Consider the following 17,514-nt stretch of genomic DNA (forward strand, 5'->3'; position numbering starts at 1 on the left):
GTCTTCAGCCTTGTCATCCCGGCCTTGAGCCGGGACGGCGATCACTCGCTCTCGGCCAGCTCCAGCTGCAGATCGGCCGGCAGGGGCTCGACCGCCGCTTCGCGGTTGTTGGTCAGGACAGCGTCACGCTCGTTGGCGATCTTCTGCAGGGACCGCAGGTAGGCGCCCGTACCGGCCGGGATCAGGCGGCCGACGATGACGTTTTCCTTCAGGCCTTCCAGCGTATCCTTCTTGCCGTTGACCGAAGCGTCGGTGAGGACGCGGGTGGTCTCCTGGAAGGACGCCGCCGAGATGAAGCTGCGGGTCTGCAGCGACGCCTTGGTGATGCCGAGCAGGACGGGCTGGGTGGTGGCGATCCGGCCCCCACGCTTCTCGACCTTCTCGTTCTCGAGCACGGCTTCCGCGACCTCGACTGTGTCGCCACGGATCAGGGTCGTCTCACCCGAGTCGAGGATCTCGACCTTCTGCAGCATCTGGCGAACGATCACCTCGATGTGCTTGTCGTTGATCGGCACGCCCTGCAGTCGATAGACCTCCTGCACTTCGTTCACCAAGTACTCGGCCAGCGCCTCGACGCCCTGGATGCGCAGCAGGTCGTGCGGATCCGGGTTGCCGTCGATGATGTAGTCGCCCTTCTGGATCAGATCGCCGTCGTGGACGGAGATATGCTTGCCTTTCGGGATCAGGAACTCGACGGGTTCGCCCTGTTCGCCGTCGGCGTTGGGCTCCGGCGTGATCTTGATGCGGCGCTTGTTCTTGTAGTCGCGACCGAATTCGACGCGACCGTCCATCTCGGCGATGACCGCGCAGTCCTTGGGACGACGGGCTTCGAACAGCTCGGCAACACGCGGCAGACCGCCGGTGATGTCGCGCGTCTTGGCGCCTTCGGTCGGGATACGGGCCAGGATCTCGCCGGGCTTCACCTCGTCGCCGTTGGCGACCGACAGGATGGCGCCGACGGGCAGCAGGTAACGGGCGTCGGAGCCCGAGGCCAGCTTGGCGTATTCATCGCCCTTGGTGACGCCCATGGCCGGACGCAGGTCCGAGCCACGCGGCGACGCGCGCCAGTCGATGACGACGCGCTGGGCGATGCCCGTCGCTTCGTCGGTTTCCTCGCGGAACGACAGGCCCTCGGTCAGGTCCTCGAAGCGGACGGTGCCGCCCACTTCGGTGATGATCGGGGTGGTGTAGGGGTCCCACTCGGCCAGACGCTGGTTCTTGGTGACCGTATCGCCTTCCTTGACGCGCAGACGGCCGCCGTACGGGATCTTGTACGACTCGCGATCCTTGCCATCGACCATGACGGTCAGGACGACGTTGCGGCTCATGGAGACCAGGTCGCCGTGCGCGGCCGTGACGGTCGGACCGACGATCTTGACCGTACCGGCGTTGGTCGCCTCGTAGAACGAGGTTTCCGCTACCTGGGCCGTACCGCCGATGTGGAAGGTCCGCATCGTCAGCTGGGTGCCCGGCTCGCCGATCGACTGGGCGGCGATGACGCCGACCGCTTCGCCGATGTTGACGTTGGTGCCGCGCGCCAGGTCACGGCCATAGCACATGCCGCAGATGCCGGCTTCGGCTTCACAGGTCAGGGCCGAACGGACCTTGACCGACTGGACGCCCTCGCGGTCGATGACCTCGACCACGTCCTCCACTAGATAGGTGTCGGCCGGGAACAGCACAGTGTCGGTGCCCGGAGCCTTGATGTCCTCGGCGTTGTAGCGGCCAAGGACCCGCTGACCCAGCGAGACCAGCACGTCGCCGCCCTCGACCACGGCGCGCAGGGTGATGCCCCGCGTGGAACCGCAGTCGTCCTCGGTGACGATCGAGTCCTGCGCCACGTCCACCAGACGACGGGTCAGGTAACCCGAGTTGGCGGTCTTCAGCGCGGTGTCGGCCAGACCCTTACGGGCGCCGTGGGTGGAGTTGAAGTATTCGAGGACGGTCAGGCCTTCCTTGAAGTTCGAGACGATCGGGGTCTCGATGATCTCGCCGGACGGCTTGGCCATCAGGCCGCGCATCCCGCCGAGCTGCTTCATCTGGGCCTGCGAACCACGGGCGCCGGAGTTGGCCATCATGTAGACCGAGTTGATCTCGGCTGTACGACCCGAAGCCAGCACGCGCGGTTGCGCGATCTCGCCCATCATCTCGTCGGCGACCCGGTCCGTGGCCTTGGCCCAGGCGTCGACGACCTTGTTGTACTTCTCGCCCTTGGTGATCAGGCCGTCGGCGTACTGCTGCTCGTACTCTTCGACCAGGGTACGGGTGGCGGCGACGATCTCGACCTTCTTGGCCGGGATCACGATGTCGTCCTTGCCGAAGGAGATGCCGGCCTTGGCCGCTTCCTTGAAGCCCAGACCCATCATCTGGTCGGCGAAGATCACCGTCGCCTTCTGACCGCAGTGGCGATAGACCACGTCGATCAGGTTGCCGATTTCCTTCTTGGTCAGGTTCTTCTCGAGCAGGCGGTAACCCACGTTCGGGTTCTTCGGCAGCAGGGCGCCCAGCTTCATCCGGCCAGGCGTCGTATCGATGACCTTAGTCACCTCGTTGCCTTCGGCGTCCTGTTCGGTCCAGCGCGCCTTGATGCGGGTGTGCAAGGTGACGACGGCGGCGTCGAGCGCTGCGTCGATCTCGCCGATGTTGGCGAACAGCTTGCCTTCGCCCGGCTCACCGTCCTTGACCAGCGACAGGTAGTACAGGCCCAGGACGATGTCCTGCGACGGCACGATGATCGGCTTGCCGTTGGCGGGCGACAGGATGTTGTTGGTCGACATCATCAGGACGCGCGCTTCCAGTTGCGCCTCCAGCGACAGCGGCACGTGGACAGCCATCTGGTCGCCGTCGAAGTCGGCGTTGAAGGCGGCGCAGACCAGCGGGTGCAGCTGGATGGCCTTGCCCTCGATCAGCTTGGGCTCGAACGCCTGGATGCCCAGACGGTGAAGCGTCGGCGCGCGGTTCAGCATGACCGGGTGCTCGCGGATCACCTCTTCGAGGATGTCCCACACCTGAGGTTGCTCGCGCTCGACCATGCGCTTGGATTGCTTGACGGTGCCCGACAGGCCCTTGGCGTCCAGGCGCGCATAGATGAACGGCTTGAACAGCTCGAGCGCCATCTTCTTGGGCAGGCCGCACTCGTGCAGCTTAAGGTCGGGACCCACGACGATGACCGAACGACCCGAATAGTCGACGCGCTTGCCCAGAAGGTTCTGGCGGAAGCGGCCCTGCTTGCCCTTCAGCATGTCGGCCAGCGACTTCAGCGGACGCTTGTTGGCGCCCGTGATCACGCGACCACGACGGCCGTTGTCGAACAGGGCGTCGACGGATTCCTGCAGCATCCGCTTTTCGTTGCGGATGATGATGTCCGGCGCGCGCAGCTCGATCAGGCGCTTCAGGCGGTTGTTCCGGTTGATGACCCGGCGATACAGGTCGTTCAGGTCGGAGGTCGCGAAACGACCGCCGTCCAGCGGCACCAGCGGACGCAATTCCGGCGGGATGACCGGCACGACCGTCAGGATCATCCACTCGGGCTTGTTGCCGCTCTCGAGGAACGCCTCGATCAGCTTCAGGCGCTTGGAGGCCTTCTTGGCCTTCATTTCCGAAGGGCTGTCGGCCAGCTCGCCACGGTGGCGCTCGGCCTCCGAGTGCAGGTCGATGCCCATCAGCAGGTTGCGCACGGCCTCGGCGCCGATTTCGGCGGTGAAGCCGTCATCGCCGAACTCGTCCTGATAGCGATAGAACTCGTCTTCCGTCAGCAGCTGGTTCTGCTTCAGCGGGGTCAGGCCCGGCTCGGTGACGATGTAGTTCTCGAAGTAGAGCACGCGCTCCACGTCCTTCAGCGCCATGTCCAGCATCAGCGAGATGCGCGACGGCAGCGACTTCAGGAACCAGATGTGGGCGACCGGGCTGGCCAGTTCGATGTGGCCCATCCGCTCGCGCCGAACGCGGGCCAGGGTGACCTCCACGCCGCACTTCTCGCAGATGATGCCCTTGTACTTCATGCGCTTGTACTTGCCGCACAGGCATTCGTAGTCCTTGGTCGGGCCAAAGATACGGGCGCAGAACAGGCCGTCACGCTCGGGCTTGAACGTCCGGTAGTTGATGGTCTCGGGCTTCTTGATCTCGCCGAACGACCACGAGCGGATCTTTTCGGGAGACGCGAGAGCGATCTTGATCTGGTCGAAGGTCGGAGTGACCGGGACCGCGTTGAAGATGTTCAGGACTTCCTGGTTCATCTTGTTTTCCTTCTGCGGGATAACCGCGAAATTTATACAGATGGAGAGAGCGAGGACCGTCCCTCCCCGCTTGCGCGGGGAGGGTTCATTCGGTCGGTCAGCTGTTCTCCAGCTCCACGTTCAGACCCAGCGAACGCATTTCCTTGATGAGAACGTTGAAGCTCTCGGGAATGCCGGCCTCGAAGCTGTCGTCGCCGCGGACGATAGCCTCGTAGACCTTGGTCCGGCCGGCCACGTCGTCGGACTTCACCGTCAGCATCTCCTGCAGGGTGTAGGCGGCGCCGTAGGCTTCCAGAGCCCACACCTCCATCTCCCCGAAGCGCTGACCGCCGAACTGCGCCTTGCCGCCCAGCGGTTGCTGGGTGACCAGCGAGTACGGACCGATGGAGCGGGCGTGGATCTTGTCGTCGACCAGGTGGTGCAGCTTCAGCATGTAGATGTAGCCGACCGTGACCGGACGCTTGAACTGCTCGCCGGTCTGACCGTCATAGACGATCGACTGACCGGAGCGCTCCAGGCCTGCCTTCTCCAGCAGGTCCTCGATGTCCGAGATGTGCGCGCCGTCGAACACCGGGGTGGCGAACGGAACGCCCTTGGACAGGTTCTGCGCCAGCTCGACCAGCTCATGCTCGTCCTGCGGCAGAGGGGTGTCCTCGCCGTAGATGCCGGTCAGGTGATCGATCAGCGCCTGCTTCTGGCCGCCGCCCTGCCAGGCTTCCAGCAGACCCTGGATCTGACGACCCAGGCCCGCGGAGGCCCAACCCAGGTGGGTTTCGAAGATCTGGCCGATGTTCATGCGCGAGGGCACGCCCAGCGGGTTCAGAACGACGTCGACCGAGGTCCCGTCTTCCAGGTGCGGCATGTCCTCGATCGGCAGGATCTTGGAGATGACGCCCTTGTTGCCGTGACGGCCGGCCATCTTGTCGCCGGGCTGAAGCTTGCGCTTCACGGCCACGAAGACCTTGACCATCTTCATCACGCCGGGCGGCAGTTCGTCGCCGCGTTGCAGCTTCTCGACCTTGTCTTCGAAGCGACGGTCCAGAGCCTTCCGCGAATCCTCGAAGGCCTTCTTCATGGCCTCGAGCTCACCCATGGCCTTCTCGTCGTCGAGAGCGATCTGCCACCACAGGCCGCGCGACAGCTCGCCCAGCTTGGCTTCGGTGACTTCACCGCGACCCAGACCCTTCGGACCCGAGACGGCGTTCTTGCCGGTCAGCAGCGGACGCAGGCGGCCGTAGACGTTGCGTTCCAGGATCGCGAGTTCGTCGTCGCGGTCCTTGCCCAGGCGTTCGATCTCGTCGCGCTCGATCGACATGGCGCGCTCGTCCTTGTCGACGCCGTGGCGGTTGAACACGCGCACGTCGACGATGGTGCCGGCGACGCCGGGCGGCAGGCGCAGGGAGGTGTCGCGAACATCGGAAGCCTTCTCGCCGAAGATGGCGCGCAGCAGCTTCTCTTCCGGGGTCATCGGGCTCTCGCCCTTCGGCGTCACCTTGCCGACCAGGATGTCGCCCGGTTGCACTTCGGCGCCGATGGCCACGATGCCGGCCTCGTCGAGGTTGCGCAGGGCTTCCTCGCCGACGTTCGGGATGTCGCGGGTGATTTCTTCCGGCCCGAGCTTGGTGTCACGCGCCATCACTTCGAACTCTTCGAGGTGGATGGAGGTGAAGACGTCGTCGCGCACGATGCGCTCCGAGATCAGGATGGAGTCCTCGAAGTTGTAGCCGTTCCAAGGCATGAAGGCGACGAGCGCGTTCCGGCCCAGGGCCAGTTCGCCCAGGTCCGTCGACGGGCCGTCGGCGATCACGTCGCCGACCTTCACTTCATCGCCCACGCGCACGATCGGGCGCTGGTTGATGCAGGTCGACTGGTTGGAACGCTGGAACTTCGACAGGCGATAGATGTCGACGCCCGAACGGCCGGCGTCCTGCTCGTTCGTGGCGCGAACCACGATGCGGGTGCCGTCGATCTGCTCGACCACGCCGTCGCGGCGAGCCACGACCACGGCGCCCGAGTCACGGGCGACCACGGCTTCCATGCCCGTGCCGACCAGCGGCGCGTCGGACTGGACCAGGGGCACGGCCTGACGCTGCATGTTCGCGCCCATCAGTGCGCGGTTGGCATCGTCGTTTTCCAGGAACGGGATCAGGGCCGCAGCGACCGAAACCACCTGTTTCGGCGACACGTCCATCATGTCGACGTCGGCCTTGATCAGCAGCTGGGATTCACCGTTGATCCGGCCGGGGACCAAGTCATCGACGATCTCGCCGTTGTTCAGCTGAATGTTCGCCTGGGCGATCGTGTATTTCGATTCCTCCATGGCCGAGATGTAGACCACCTCGTCCTGGGCCTTGCCGTCCTTCACGCGACGGTAGGGGCTCTCGATGAAGCCGTACTTGTTGACCCGCGCGTGGGTGGCCAGCGAGTTGATCAGGCCGATGTTCGGGCCTTCCGGCGTTTCGATCGGGCAGATGCGGCCGTAGTGGGTCGGGTGAACGTCGCGGACTTCGAAGCCCGCGCGCTCGCGCGTCAGACCGCCCGGGCCAAGCGCCGAAAGGCGACGCTTGTGGGTGATCTCGGACAGCGGGTTCGTCTGGTCCATGAACTGCGACAGCTGCGACGAGCCGAAGAACTCACGAACCGACGCGGCGGCCGGCTTGGCGTTGATCAGGTCGTGCGGCATCACCGTGTCGATATCGACCGACGACATGCGCTCCTTGATCGCGCGCTCCATGCGCAGCAGGCCCACGCGGTACTGGTTTTCCAGCAGCTCGCCGACCGAACGGACCCGGCGGTTGCCCAGGTTGTCGATGTCGTCGATCTCGCCACGGCCGTCCTTCAGACCCACCAGGATCTGCAGAACCTTCAGCACGTCTTCCTTGCGCAGGACGCGGATCTCGTCGGAAACCTCGGGGGTCTCCAGACGCATGTTCATCTTGACCCTGCCCACGGCCGACAGGTCGTAGCGCTCGCTGTCGAAGAACAGCGAGTTGAACATCGCTTCGGCGGCTTCCGGGGTCGGCGGCTCGCCCGGACGCATGACGCGATAGACGTCGAACAGCGCGTCTTCACGGCTGGCCGACTTGTCGACGCGCAGGGTGTTGCGCATGTAGGCGCCGACCGTGACGTGGTCGATGTCCAGCACGTCGATGGTTGTGAAGCCCTTTTCTTCGAGCAGGGCGATCGAGGCGGCGTCCAGCTCGTCGCCGGCCTCCACATAGATCTCGCCGGTCTCGTAGTTGACGGCGTCGGCGGCCAGGTAGCGGGTCACCAGGGCGTCGGCGGCCAGCGACAGCGACTTGGTCGTGTCGCCCAGCTTCTTGGCGGCGCGTGCCGAGATCTTCTGGCCGGCCGAGGCGACGACTTCACCGGTGTCGGCGTCGACCAGGTCGAACTCCGGCTTCACCCCGCGCCAGCGTTCCGGCTTGTAGGGCGTGACCCAGCCTTCGCCGCGCTTCTCGTAGGGGACGGTCTCGTAGAAGGTGCGCAGGATCTCCTCGCCGTCCATGCCCAGGGCATAGAGGAAGGTCGAGGCCGGCAGCTTGCGGCGACGGTCGATGCGGACGAACACGATGTCCTTGGCGTCGAACTCGAAGTCGAGCCACGAGCCGCGGTACGGGATCACGCGAGCGGCGAACAGCAGCTTGCCCGACGAGTGGGTCTTGCCCTTATCGTGGTCGAAGAAGACCCCCGGCGAACGGTGCATCTGCGAAACGATCACCCGCTCGGTGCCGTTGACGATGAAGGTCCCCTTGTCCGTCATCAGGGGGATGTCCCCCATGTAGACGTCCTGTTCCTTGATGTCCTTGACCGAGCGCGCGCCGGTTTCCTCGTCAGCCTCGAAGACGATCAGGCGCAGCTTGACCTTCAGTGGCGCGGCATAGGTCATGTCGCGCTGGATGCATTCCTCGACGTCGTACTTGGGGTCCTCAAACTCGTAGGACACGTATTCCAGCACGGCGCGTTCGTTGAAGTCCTTGATCGGGAAGACCGACTTGAAGACCGCCTCGATGCCCTGGTCCCGGCGGACGCCCGGACGGACCTCGCGCTGCAGGAACTGCTCGTAGGACGCGCGCTGAACCTCGATCAGGTTCGGCATCGCCACCGCTTCGGGGATACGCCCGAATGATTTGCGGATGCGCTTCTTGCCGGTGAAGGTCGTGGCCGATGCGATCTGACCGTTGATGGTGAGACCGTTCAGGACGTCAGTCATTCAATGTTTCCCATGACGCACCTGGGGGAAGGCGCGCGTGAATGCAGCAGCACGGCGACGCGCCAATCCTTGCCGGAAAGGGCCCGTGCCGTGACAATCGGTTTCGGCCTCCACCCTCGACGCCGGGGCGTCAGGAGGCCTGAAATCTGAAGAGCTCCCTGGGTAAGGAGCCACGCCTTCGCTCGGTCGGAGGGCGACGGACCGGGCCTCGGCGCTTTCGCGCAGACTCATGTGAGCTGTTGCGGAGAGCGGACATATACGCGCTTCTCAGGCGAAATAAAGGCCCGCATACGATTTCCGCCGACTTCGCAAGCGGTTTTTCTTCGGCTAGCGTCCGGGCATGAAAATCATCCCCATCTTCGTCGCCTGCACCCTTGGAGCGGCCGCCCTCTCCGCCTGCGCCACCGCGCCAGACGAGGTCATCGTCACCAGCAACGACCCGCGCGTCCACTCCACCCCTGAGGAATACAACGCCGGCCAGGCCGCCTATCTCGCCTGGAACGGCGCCCGCCGCGGCTGGACCACCACGCCCTCGGGCCTCCAGTATCGCCGCGAAGGCCGGGCCCATCCCGAGGGCGCTCAACCCACCGCGACCTCGACCGTCAGCGTCCACTACGAGGGGACCTTCATCGACGGCCGCAAGTTCGATTCGTCCTATGACCGAGGCGAGCCGGCCGAGTTCCCGCTGAACCGCGTCATCAAGGGCTGGACCGAGGGCGTCGCCCTTATGCGCGTCGGCGAGACCTTCCACTTCGCCATCCCCGCCGACCTCGCCTACGGCGCCCGCTGGGTCGGCGGCGACGAAATCCCGCCCAACTCGACCCTCCTGTTCAAGGTCGAGTTGCTGGAGGTGAAGTAGGAATCCCTCTCCCGGCGGGAGAGGGATTGAGGCCCGCAGAGCGTAGCGATGCGTCTTGGCCGAAAGGGTGAGGGGCAGCCTTCACCGGCGAAGCCAATCCCTCACCATTTCACGCTTCCAATCGCTGCGCTGTTGGACGCTCAAGCCCTCTCCCAACCGGAGAAGGATCAACACTCACGCTTGACAACATGTCGCACCTGGGAGCGATCTGCCCGCCTGTTCAGCGCCGGATCCCCACCCATGAAGCGTCTCGCCGTCTCCGCCTGTCTCGCGACCCTCCTCCTCGCCGCCGCCCCGGCCTTCGCCCAGACCGCGCTCCAGACCCCGCCGACGCCCCAGCCCATTCCCGCCGTCGTCGACCAGGCCTGGCCCGGAGTCGTCCGGCTTGAGGTCGACGCCACCGACCTGAACCGCCGCATCTATCAGGTGCGCGAGACCATCCCGGTCGAGCGCGCCGGTCCGATGACCCTGTTCTTCCCCCAATGGCTGCCCGGCAACCACGGCCCCGTCGGACCGGTCACCCAGCTGGCGGGCCTGATGTTCACGGCGAACGGCCAGCGGGTGGAGTGGGTGCGCGACGCCCTCAGCCCCTATGCCTACCACATCGTCGTGCCGGCCGGCGCGACCGAGCTGGTGGCCGAGTTCCAGCACCTGTCGCCCACGACGGGCGCCCAGGGCCGGATCACGATGACGGCCGAGATGCTGAACATCCAGTGGGAGAAGATGCTGCTCTACCCCGCCGGCCGCTCGCACCGGAACATCACCATGCAGGCCAGCGTCACCCTGCCCGAGGGTTGGGACTACGGCACGGCGCTGCGTCCCGACACCACCACCGGCGCCACCACCACCTTCCAGGCGGTCCCGCTCGACGTCTTGGTCGACAGCCCGATGTTCGCCGGCGAACACTATCGCCAGATCGATCTCGACCCGGGCGGCCGGTCCCCGGTCCTGCTGAACATCGTCGCCGACACCGAGGCCAACATCGCCCCGACGGACGAACAGATCGGCATCCTGCGCTCCCTGGTCGTCCAGGCGGACCGCCTGTTCGGCACGCGTCAGTATGACCACTACGACTTCCTGGTCGCCATGACCGACCGCCTGGGCGGCATCGGCCTGGAGCATCACCGCAGTTCCGAGAACAGCGTCGACCCCGGCTTCTTCACCGACTGGGCGTCCAAGCTGGGCGACCGCGACCTGCTCAGCCACGAATACACCCACTCCTGGGACGGCAAATACCGTCGTCCGGCCGGACAGGACGTCGCCAACTTCAACCTTCCCATGCAGAACGAGCTTCTCTGGGTCTACGAGGGCCAGACCCAGTTCTGGGGCAAGGTGCTCGCCGCACGGTCGGGCCTGCACAGCCGACAACAGGCGCTCGACGCCCTGGCGATGGACGCCGCGACCTATGACACGACCGTCGGTCGCGAATGGCGGGCGCTGCAGGATACGGTCAACGACCCGATCATCTCCCAGCGCCGTCCCATCGGCTGGCGCTCGTGGCAGCGCAGCGAGGACTACTATGTCGAGGGCCAGCTGATCTGGCTCGACGCCGACACCCTGATCCGCGAGCAGACCAATGGCAGGAAGTCGCTCGACGACTTCGCCCGCGCCTTCTTCGGTGTGCAGGAAGGCGATTACAGCGCGAACCCCTACACCTTCGAGACGGTCGTCGAGACGCTCAACGGCGTCATGGAGCACGACTGGGCGACCTTCCTGCGCACCCGCCTGGACGGCCACGGCCCGGGAGCGCCGCTGGACGGCCTGACGCGCGGCGGCTACCGCCTCGTCTACACCGACACCATGAGCGACTATCAGAAGACGCTTTGGGCCGAGTACGGCCGCAACGACTTCATCTACTCGCTCGGTTTCATGACCGGCGGCGACAACACCATCTCCAGCGTCCAGTGGAATAGCCCGGCCTTCGAACAGGAACTGGCCATCGGCATGCAGATCATCGCCGTCAACGGCGACGCCGCATCGGCCGCCAACCTCCGCGCCGCCGTCACCGCCGCCAAGGGCACGGCCGAAAAGATCGAACTCATCGTCCGCGACGGAGCCCGCTACCGCACGGTCGTCTTCGACTACCACGACGGCCTGAAATACCCGCACCTCGAACGGATCGAAGGCACGCCGGACCGCCTGGGCGACCTGTTCACGGCGAGAAGGCGCTGATCCTTCCCTCTCCCGGCGGGAGAGGGCTTGAGCGCACAACGGCTTGCCGTCCTCCCCGCTCTCTCTCACCGTGCACCCCGGCGAAGGCCGGGGTCCAGATGGAGGTCACCAAAGGTTCAGGCAGCACGCCGACACCTCATCCCGGCTGCCTGGGCGCTTGATCTGGACCCCGGCCTTCGCCGGGGTGCGGATAAGGGCGTCCAAGTTTGGCCAAACACGCCCCGAATCCCCCAACGATTCCAACGCCCCGAACTTTTAAGAGCCCTCCGAACCGGCGCCCCCTCGAACATGCCTTATGATGGGAGCCATCCCGTCGTTGGGGAAGGCGTCCTGGGCCCAGGACCCGGACGTGCGGCGGGACCGATCGTAGCGGGATTGTTCGAGGGGCGTGAAACCTCGGAGCCCGGCGGGCCTGAGCCTGCCGCCCGTCGCGGGCCTATCGCCTAAGGGTCCAAAGGACCCGGGATTCGTGGCCGGTCTTCGCCGAGGCGGGGATGCAGGCCCCCCCGGGGTGTCCGTAAACCCGCTGGGCGACGCTCGCGGACCCGGTCGGGGACGGAGCCTCGGCGCGAGCCGAAAACACAATCAATCGGTCCCCGTAACGCGAAAGCAGGGGGCCACCTCGGTTCCGGGCGACCGCCCAGGCTCCGTCGACTTCCCCACACCTTCCCGCCCCCGGGCGAGGAAGCGATGAATCACGCCTTCCCTCGCCCCGGCGAGACCGTTAATCCAGTCCCATCGACCGGCTTGGTCCGGCCGCAGATCCCGGCGACACATCCCGCATGAGCCACACCCGCCACGACAATCTCGAAGCGGCTCTGGCGCGGGTCTTCGAGGATCGGAACACCAAGGCCAGCTGGTTCGCCCTGACCGGCGGCGAGTTGCTGTTCTCGGCGGGCGACGAGCCAGACAGCCTCTATCTGGTCCGCTCGGGCCGCCTCGGCGTCTTCCGCCAGGACGAGGACCAGCCGCCCCAGTTCCTCGGCGTCATCAAGCCCGGCGAACCCGTCGGCGAGATGGCCCTGATCGCCGGCACGCCCCATTCCGCCAGCGTCGTGGCGCTGCGCGATTCCGAGATCCTCGCCCTGCCGCGCGAAGTCTTCTTCGACGCCGTCCGCACCCAGCCCGACGTCATGATCGAGCTGTCGCGCCTGATGCTGCACCGGGCCAGGGAGCGCTCGCCCGGCGTCACCGAGCCAAGCGTCTTCGGTTTCATCTCGGTTCGCGGCCGCCCCATCCGCCCCTTCGTCGACCGCGTCGCCGCCGCCGTGGAGGCGCAAGGCCGCACCTGCCAGGTCATCGACCATTCGGCCCTGTCCTCGGTCTCCGAATGGTTCTCACGCATGGAGGACACCCACGACTTCGTCCTCTATGTCGCCGAGCTGGACGAGCCTTCCTGGGCCAATCTCTGCGCCCGTCAGGTCGATCGTCTGTTCCTGGTCGGAGACGCCCTGACGGTCCCGCCGTCGAACATCCCCATTCGCACCGCCCACGGCCTGCAGCAGTTCACCGACCTGATCCTGCTGCGGGATCCGCGCATGCGCCGGCCGGCCAATACCTCGGTCTGGCTCGACGCCATCAACCCCGGCCGCTGGTTCCACGCGGTGGAGGGCGACGCCGCCGACGCGGCTCGCATCGCCCGCATCGTCACCGGCACGGCCATCGGCCTGGTTCTGTCCGGCGGCGGTGCCCGCGCCTATGCCCACATCGGTGCCATCCGCGCCCTGCACGAAGCCGGGGTGCGGTTCGACTTCCTCGGCGGCTCCTCCATGGGCGCCGTCGTCGCGGCCGGTCCGGCCCTGGGCTGGACCGACGACGAACTGGACGCCCGCATCCGCACCGCCTTCGTCCGCTCGGATCCCTTGTCGGACCTCGCCTTCCCCATCATCGCCATGACCCGCGCCGGCAAGGTCGCGGGCCTGTTGCAGGACGCCTATGGCGAGATCGACATCGCCGACATGCCCCTGCCCTTCTTCGCCTGTTCGTCGAACCTGACGAGCGGCCGGATCGAGGTACACCGTCGTGGCCTTCTGCGCCGGGCCATGCGGGCCTCCATCTCCATTCCCGGAGTCATGCCGCCGGTCGTCATCGACGGCCAGGTCCTGGTCGACGGTGCGGTCATCAAGAACTTCCCGACCGACGTGATGCGATCGATGAACGCCGGTCCGATCGTCGGCATCGACATGTCCCAGACGCGCGGCGTAGATCCGGCGACCCTCGCCAATCCGCCGTCCTGGTGGCGCTGGATCGTCTCCGGGGCCTGGAAGAAGGGGCCGCCGATCGTCTCGGTCCTCATGCGCTCCGCCACCATCACCACGGACGCCGACATGGAAGCCTCACGCGCCGAGGCGGACCTGCTGATCCTGCCCGAGCCAGAGGGATCCGACATCCGCGACTGGAAGGTCTATGAGCCCGTCGTCGAGGCCGGCCACGCGGCGGCGATCGCGGCCCTGTCGGGGCTGGACGGCCCCATCGAGACCCTGCGCCAGCGCCCCGACGTCACCGCCTCCCCCCTGGACCAGGGCGAGGCAGACGCCGAGACCGACGCCGCCTGATTTTCCCGAAAGGATCGCGCCCATCCCATCCGTGCACCCCGGCGAAGGCCGGGGTCCAGATAACGAATACAGGCCGGGGGGCTCGGATCCTGCCAACCGATTGCGCCATCCAGCCCCCGGGCAGTGGCCAAGGCACACAGACTGCAGGCAACATTCGATCCCAGCACGCCTCAGCCCCACAGCCAACGCGCCGATCACGATCTCTACTGTGGGGAAGGAATGGTACCACCTCTCAGGCTTGAACTGAGGACCTCCGGTTCCACAAACCGGCGCTCTAACCAACTGAGCTAAGGTGGCGCAACGTTCCTAAAATGCCGACAGGTCCAGGACCGAACCGGCGAAGGGCGACGCGAGCCGCGTTCTCTAGCGGCGCCGCGTGCGACGATCAAGACCAGTGTGGCCCCTCTCGCGTTTCAGGAAAAGAAAAACACCGTCATTCGCGAGCGGGCTCTCAGGCCGCTGACGCTCCATCTGGATCGCTGAACGAAAAACGCCCCGAGGTTTCCCTCGGGGCGCATTCCTTGGTCTGTTTCCGGGCCGATGCTTAGTCCGGCAGGTTGAACCTGACGGTGAAGCGAACCGTACCCCCGGTAGCCACGCCGTCGACCGAACGGGGCGACAGGCGAGCACTGCGGGCAGCCGACAGAGCGGCACGACCGAAGCCGGCGCCCGACGGGGTTTCCGAGACGACCGAGCATCCGGAGACGCTGCCGTTCGCGTTGACGGTGCAGCTCAGATCCGCGCTGCCCGAGAGGCCACGCTCGAGTGCGCGATCCGGGTAGGTCGGCGAAGGCTGACGCGCCCAGCTCGGGTTCGTGATCACAGGCGGGCGAACCGGAGCAGGCGGGGCCGGAGGCGGCGGAGGTCCGGGGACGATCACGGGCGGACCCGTATATTCGACCCGGTCTTCCTTCTTCGTCGGCTCGATCGGAAGCGTGATCGGCGGCGGAGGCGCCTGGGTGTTGATGACCGGCGGACGGACCTGCAGCTTGGGCGGCGGCGGGGTGTCCGGCGGAGGCGGAGGCGGCGGGGGCGGCGGGGGCGGCGGGATCGGTTCTACGATCTCGACGTCCACGGCGTCGTCCGAATACTCCTGAAGGCGCAGCTCGAACCTAGTCTTCTGGAGGTAGAAGATCATGATCGCGAACAGCACGGTGACGGTGCCGAGGGCGATCAGCCAGATGCCGGGCGAGACCCCCATGAAGCCCTTCTTGCGAGGGGCGTCATAGCGACTGCGGTGATACTCAACGGGTGTGTCTGTCATCTGTGACTTCCCCTACTGCGGCGCGTTGTCTTCGCCGACCAGGGCGACGGAGTAGAAGCCGTTGTCCTGCAAAGCGTTCATGACCTGCATGAAGTCACCGTAGCGGGTCTGCTGGTCGCCACGGATGAAGATACGCTCCTCTTCCGGATTACGTGTCCGGATCGTGGTGCGCAGATCTTCGCCCAAGGCCTCCGGGCTGGTCCGGAAGTCGCCGAGGAAGACGTCGCCATCGTTCTGGATGGAGATGAACACCGGCTTTGGCGGATTCTCCTGGGGCGGGGCCACGGCCGTCGGCAGCTTCACCTCGATCGACACGGTGGCGAGCGGTGCCGCCACCATGAAGATGATGAGGAGAACCAGCATGATATCAACGAAAGGCGTGACGTTGATGTCGCTGTTCTGCTCGACGTTATACTTACCGCCGCCGCCGCCTGAAAGTTTGGCGGCCATCCGTCTTACGCTCCCTTGTCGAGTTGACGCGAGATGGCGTTGATCAGCTCAGCGTTGAAGCCGTCCGAACGGGTGCCGTAAGCCGAGATGCGCGTGTTGAAGTAGTTGTAGAAGATAACGGCCGGGATAGCGGCGAACAGGCCGATACCGGTGGCGAGCAGGGCTTCAGCGATACCCGGAGCAACGACGGCCAGGTTGGTCGTGTTCGACTGGGCGATACCGATGAAGGAGTTCATGATGCCGTAAACAGTACCGAACAGACCCACGAACGGGCCGGTCGAACCGGTCGAAGCCAGGAACTGTTGGCCACCCGAAAGGCGGGCGGCGAGACCGGCTTGCACGGCCGAGACGGCTTGCTGAGCGCGCAGCAGGGCCGAGTCGGCGTGATCGCCATGAACGTTCAGGCCGGCTTGGCGCGACAGTTCGATTTCGTCGGTGGCGGCGGCGGCCATGTCAGCCAGCGGGTTGCCGTCGAACTCGTCCGACGTGGCCACGCGGCGCATGTCAGCGATCGTACGGGTGCTGCGGAAGGCTTCCAGGAACTGGTCGGTCTTGCGGTTCAGGCCGCCGAACTCGAGCAGTTTGATGAGCAGCAGGGTCCAGGAGAAGATCGAGGCCAGCAGCAGGCCGATCATGACGATCTTAACGACGATGCCGGCTTCCATGAACATGGAGATCGGCGTGATGTCGCCGTGGCCCGAGCCACCGACGGCGTCGCCGACCGATTCCGGATCGGCTTCGGCGGGGGCGGCAGCTGCGGGAGCGGCCGGGGCTGCAGTGGTCGGAGCGGCAGCGGCCGGAGCGGCTGCGTCAGGGGCTGCCGGGGCCTGAGCCAGAGCCGGCGAGCCCGCCATCAGGACGGCGGCGCCGGCCAGGGCGAGAAGGGTGTTGGTCTTAATCATGTGTCGCCAGTTCCTGCTTTTTCGTCTGACTCGTGGAACCAAAGGATCGAGGCGCGTCAGGGCGCCCCGCCCTCTATGAAAAATCGGTTGTCCCACCGGCCGGCCGGGATGGCCCTACGGCGGAACGCCTTCTGTCGCACCCGGTTGCCTTGAAAGGCGTCCATCGGCGGGTTGGTCGAGGCCCGATGACACGGGTGTCACACAGGCTCCGGCCGCTCACGCAAAGAAAGCGGTCAAGCTCCTTTGGCGAACCGATAACAGAGCGTCAAGGCTTCCGAGGTGCTTTTCGCCCCCTGAGCGAGCGCGGCGTCCGAAACGTGCAATGTCTTACCGCTGCTGCATTTCAGCGTTAGGTTAATCGACCCCGCCGATGCCGAACGGACTTCCCGGGCTGACGTTGGGGAACGGGCGTTCGCAGAGGCGAAACCGAGCGTCGTCCGCGCAGGAATGCGAGACAGTGACGCACCCTGCAGCGTGCGGCCACGGCCTGCGCGATCGGTTCGATCGCAGGCGATTGAGACTGAGGGAAAAAGGAGTGGTGCCTGGAGGCGGGTTCGAACCACCGACACATGGATTTTCAATCCATTGCTCTACCAGCTGAGCTATCCAGGCGCCGCGCCGAAGCGCGAGAGGCGGGTCTATAAGCGAGCCGAAACGGGGTGTCCAGCCGTTCAATCGTCGTTTTCGGGATCGTTGTCGGGCAGCGGCTCGTCGGTCTCAGGCAGGACATAGGACCCGACCAGCCAGCGCTGCAGATCAAGGTCCGCACAGCGCTTGGAGCAGAAGGGCTTGTAGGCTTCGACCTTGGGATGTTTCCGACAGATCGGGCAGTTCGCGCCGCCGGCGTCGTTCGCAGTCGTCATG

General features: G+C 65.7%; 9 protein-coding genes and 2 tRNA genes. 3 read left to right on the forward strand and 8 right to left on the reverse strand.

Translation table 11 applies throughout. From position 1 onward, the window contains the following. Positions 1-41 precede the first annotated feature (41 nt). Together rpoC and rpoB are read right to left on the reverse strand one after the other, a co-directional pair. Positions 42-4,235 (reverse strand): DNA-directed RNA polymerase subunit beta', encoded by a 4,194-nt coding sequence (rpoC, locus tag ACW171_RS06410; RefSeq protein ID WP_492096253.1) that lies wholly within the window; start codon positions 4,233-4,235, stop codon positions 42-44. 97 nt (positions 4,236-4,332) lie between these two features. Continuing rightward, the gene (rpoB, locus tag ACW171_RS06415) at positions 4,333-8,448 is read right to left on the reverse strand and encodes a DNA-directed RNA polymerase subunit beta (protein WP_492096254.1); all 4,116 of its coding nucleotides are present in this window, start codon (positions 8,446-8,448) and stop codon (positions 4,333-4,335) included. A gap of 340 nt (positions 8,449-8,788) precedes the next feature. Here rpoB and ACW171_RS06420 point away from each other — a divergent pair, with 340 nt between their 5' ends. The 3 genes from ACW171_RS06420 to ACW171_RS06430 all read left to right on the forward strand — a co-directional run bounded on the left by ACW171_RS06420 (position 8,789) and on the right by ACW171_RS06430 (position 14,034). After that, the gene (locus ACW171_RS06420) at positions 8,789-9,307 is read left to right on the forward strand and encodes an FKBP-type peptidyl-prolyl cis-trans isomerase (RefSeq protein WP_492096255.1); all 519 of its coding nucleotides are present in this window, start codon (positions 8,789-8,791) and stop codon (positions 9,305-9,307) included. Between the two features lie 240 nt (positions 9,308-9,547). After that, on the forward strand, positions 9,548-11,479 hold the full coding sequence (locus ACW171_RS06425) for a M61 family metallopeptidase (protein WP_492096256.1): 1,932 nt from the start codon (positions 9,548-9,550) through the stop codon (positions 11,477-11,479). A 782-nt stretch (positions 11,480-12,261) separates the two neighbouring features. Continuing rightward, positions 12,262-14,034, forward strand: coding sequence for a patatin-like phospholipase family protein (locus tag ACW171_RS06430; protein ID WP_492096257.1), 1,773 nt, complete (start codon positions 12,262-12,264; stop codon positions 14,032-14,034). A 220-nt stretch (positions 14,035-14,254) separates the two neighbouring features. Here the strand turns inward: ACW171_RS06430 and ACW171_RS06435 are convergent. From ACW171_RS06435 to ACW171_RS06460, 6 genes are all read right to left on the reverse strand, one after another. Then, positions 14,255-14,331, reverse strand: a tRNA-His gene (locus ACW171_RS06435). Between the two features lie 247 nt (positions 14,332-14,578). Further along, the gene (locus tag ACW171_RS06440) at positions 14,579-15,298 is read right to left on the reverse strand and encodes a TonB family protein (protein WP_492096258.1); all 720 of its coding nucleotides are present in this window, start codon (positions 15,296-15,298) and stop codon (positions 14,579-14,581) included. Between the two features lie 12 nt (positions 15,299-15,310). After that, complete coding sequence (locus ACW171_RS06445; RefSeq protein ID WP_492096259.1) at positions 15,311-15,748, reverse strand: biopolymer transporter ExbD; 438 nt, start codon at positions 15,746-15,748, stop codon at positions 15,311-15,313. Between the two features lie 5 nt (positions 15,749-15,753). Further along, positions 15,754-16,650 (reverse strand): tonB-system energizer ExbB, encoded by an 897-nt coding sequence (gene exbB, locus ACW171_RS06450; protein WP_492096260.1) that lies wholly within the window; start codon positions 16,648-16,650, stop codon positions 15,754-15,756. Between the two features lie 536 nt (positions 16,651-17,186). After that, positions 17,187-17,262, reverse strand: a tRNA-Phe gene (locus ACW171_RS06455). 59 nt (positions 17,263-17,321) lie between these two features. Further along, positions 17,322-17,513, reverse strand: a complete 192-nt coding sequence (locus ACW171_RS06460) for a DNA gyrase inhibitor YacG (RefSeq protein WP_492096261.1) — start codon at positions 17,511-17,513, stop codon at positions 17,322-17,324. Position 17,514 lies beyond the last annotated feature (1 nt).

It is taken from the genome of Brevundimonas sp. FV1ye28, assembly GCF_058681135.1.

Excerpts from the sequence above, each read along its gene's own strand:
- rpoC (WP_492096253.1), bottom strand. The coding sequence starts at position 4,235 with ATGAACCAGGAAGTCCTGAACATCTTCAACGCGGTCCCGGTCACTCCG.
- rpoB (WP_492096254.1), bottom strand. The coding sequence starts at position 8,448 with ATGACTGACGTCCTGAACGGTCTCACCATCAACGGTCAGATCGCATCG.
- ACW171_RS06420 (WP_492096255.1), top strand. The coding sequence starts at position 8,789 with ATGAAAATCATCCCCATCTTCGTCGCCTGCACCCTTGGAGCGGCCGCC.
- ACW171_RS06425 (WP_492096256.1), top strand. The coding sequence starts at position 9,548 with ATGAAGCGTCTCGCCGTCTCCGCCTGTCTCGCGACCCTCCTCCTCGCC.
- ACW171_RS06430 (WP_492096257.1), top strand. The coding sequence starts at position 12,262 with ATGAGCCACACCCGCCACGACAATCTCGAAGCGGCTCTGGCGCGGGTC.
- ACW171_RS06440 (WP_492096258.1), bottom strand. The coding sequence starts at position 15,298 with ATGACAGACACACCCGTTGAGTATCACCGCAGTCGCTATGACGCCCCT.
- ACW171_RS06445 (WP_492096259.1), bottom strand. The coding sequence starts at position 15,748 with ATGGCCGCCAAACTTTCAGGCGGCGGCGGCGGTAAGTATAACGTCGAG.
- exbB (WP_492096260.1), bottom strand. The coding sequence starts at position 16,650 with ATGATTAAGACCAACACCCTTCTCGCCCTGGCCGGCGCCGCCGTCCTG.
- ACW171_RS06460 (WP_492096261.1), bottom strand. The coding sequence starts at position 17,513 with ATGACGACTGCGAACGACGCCGGCGGCGCGAACTGCCCGATCTGTCGG.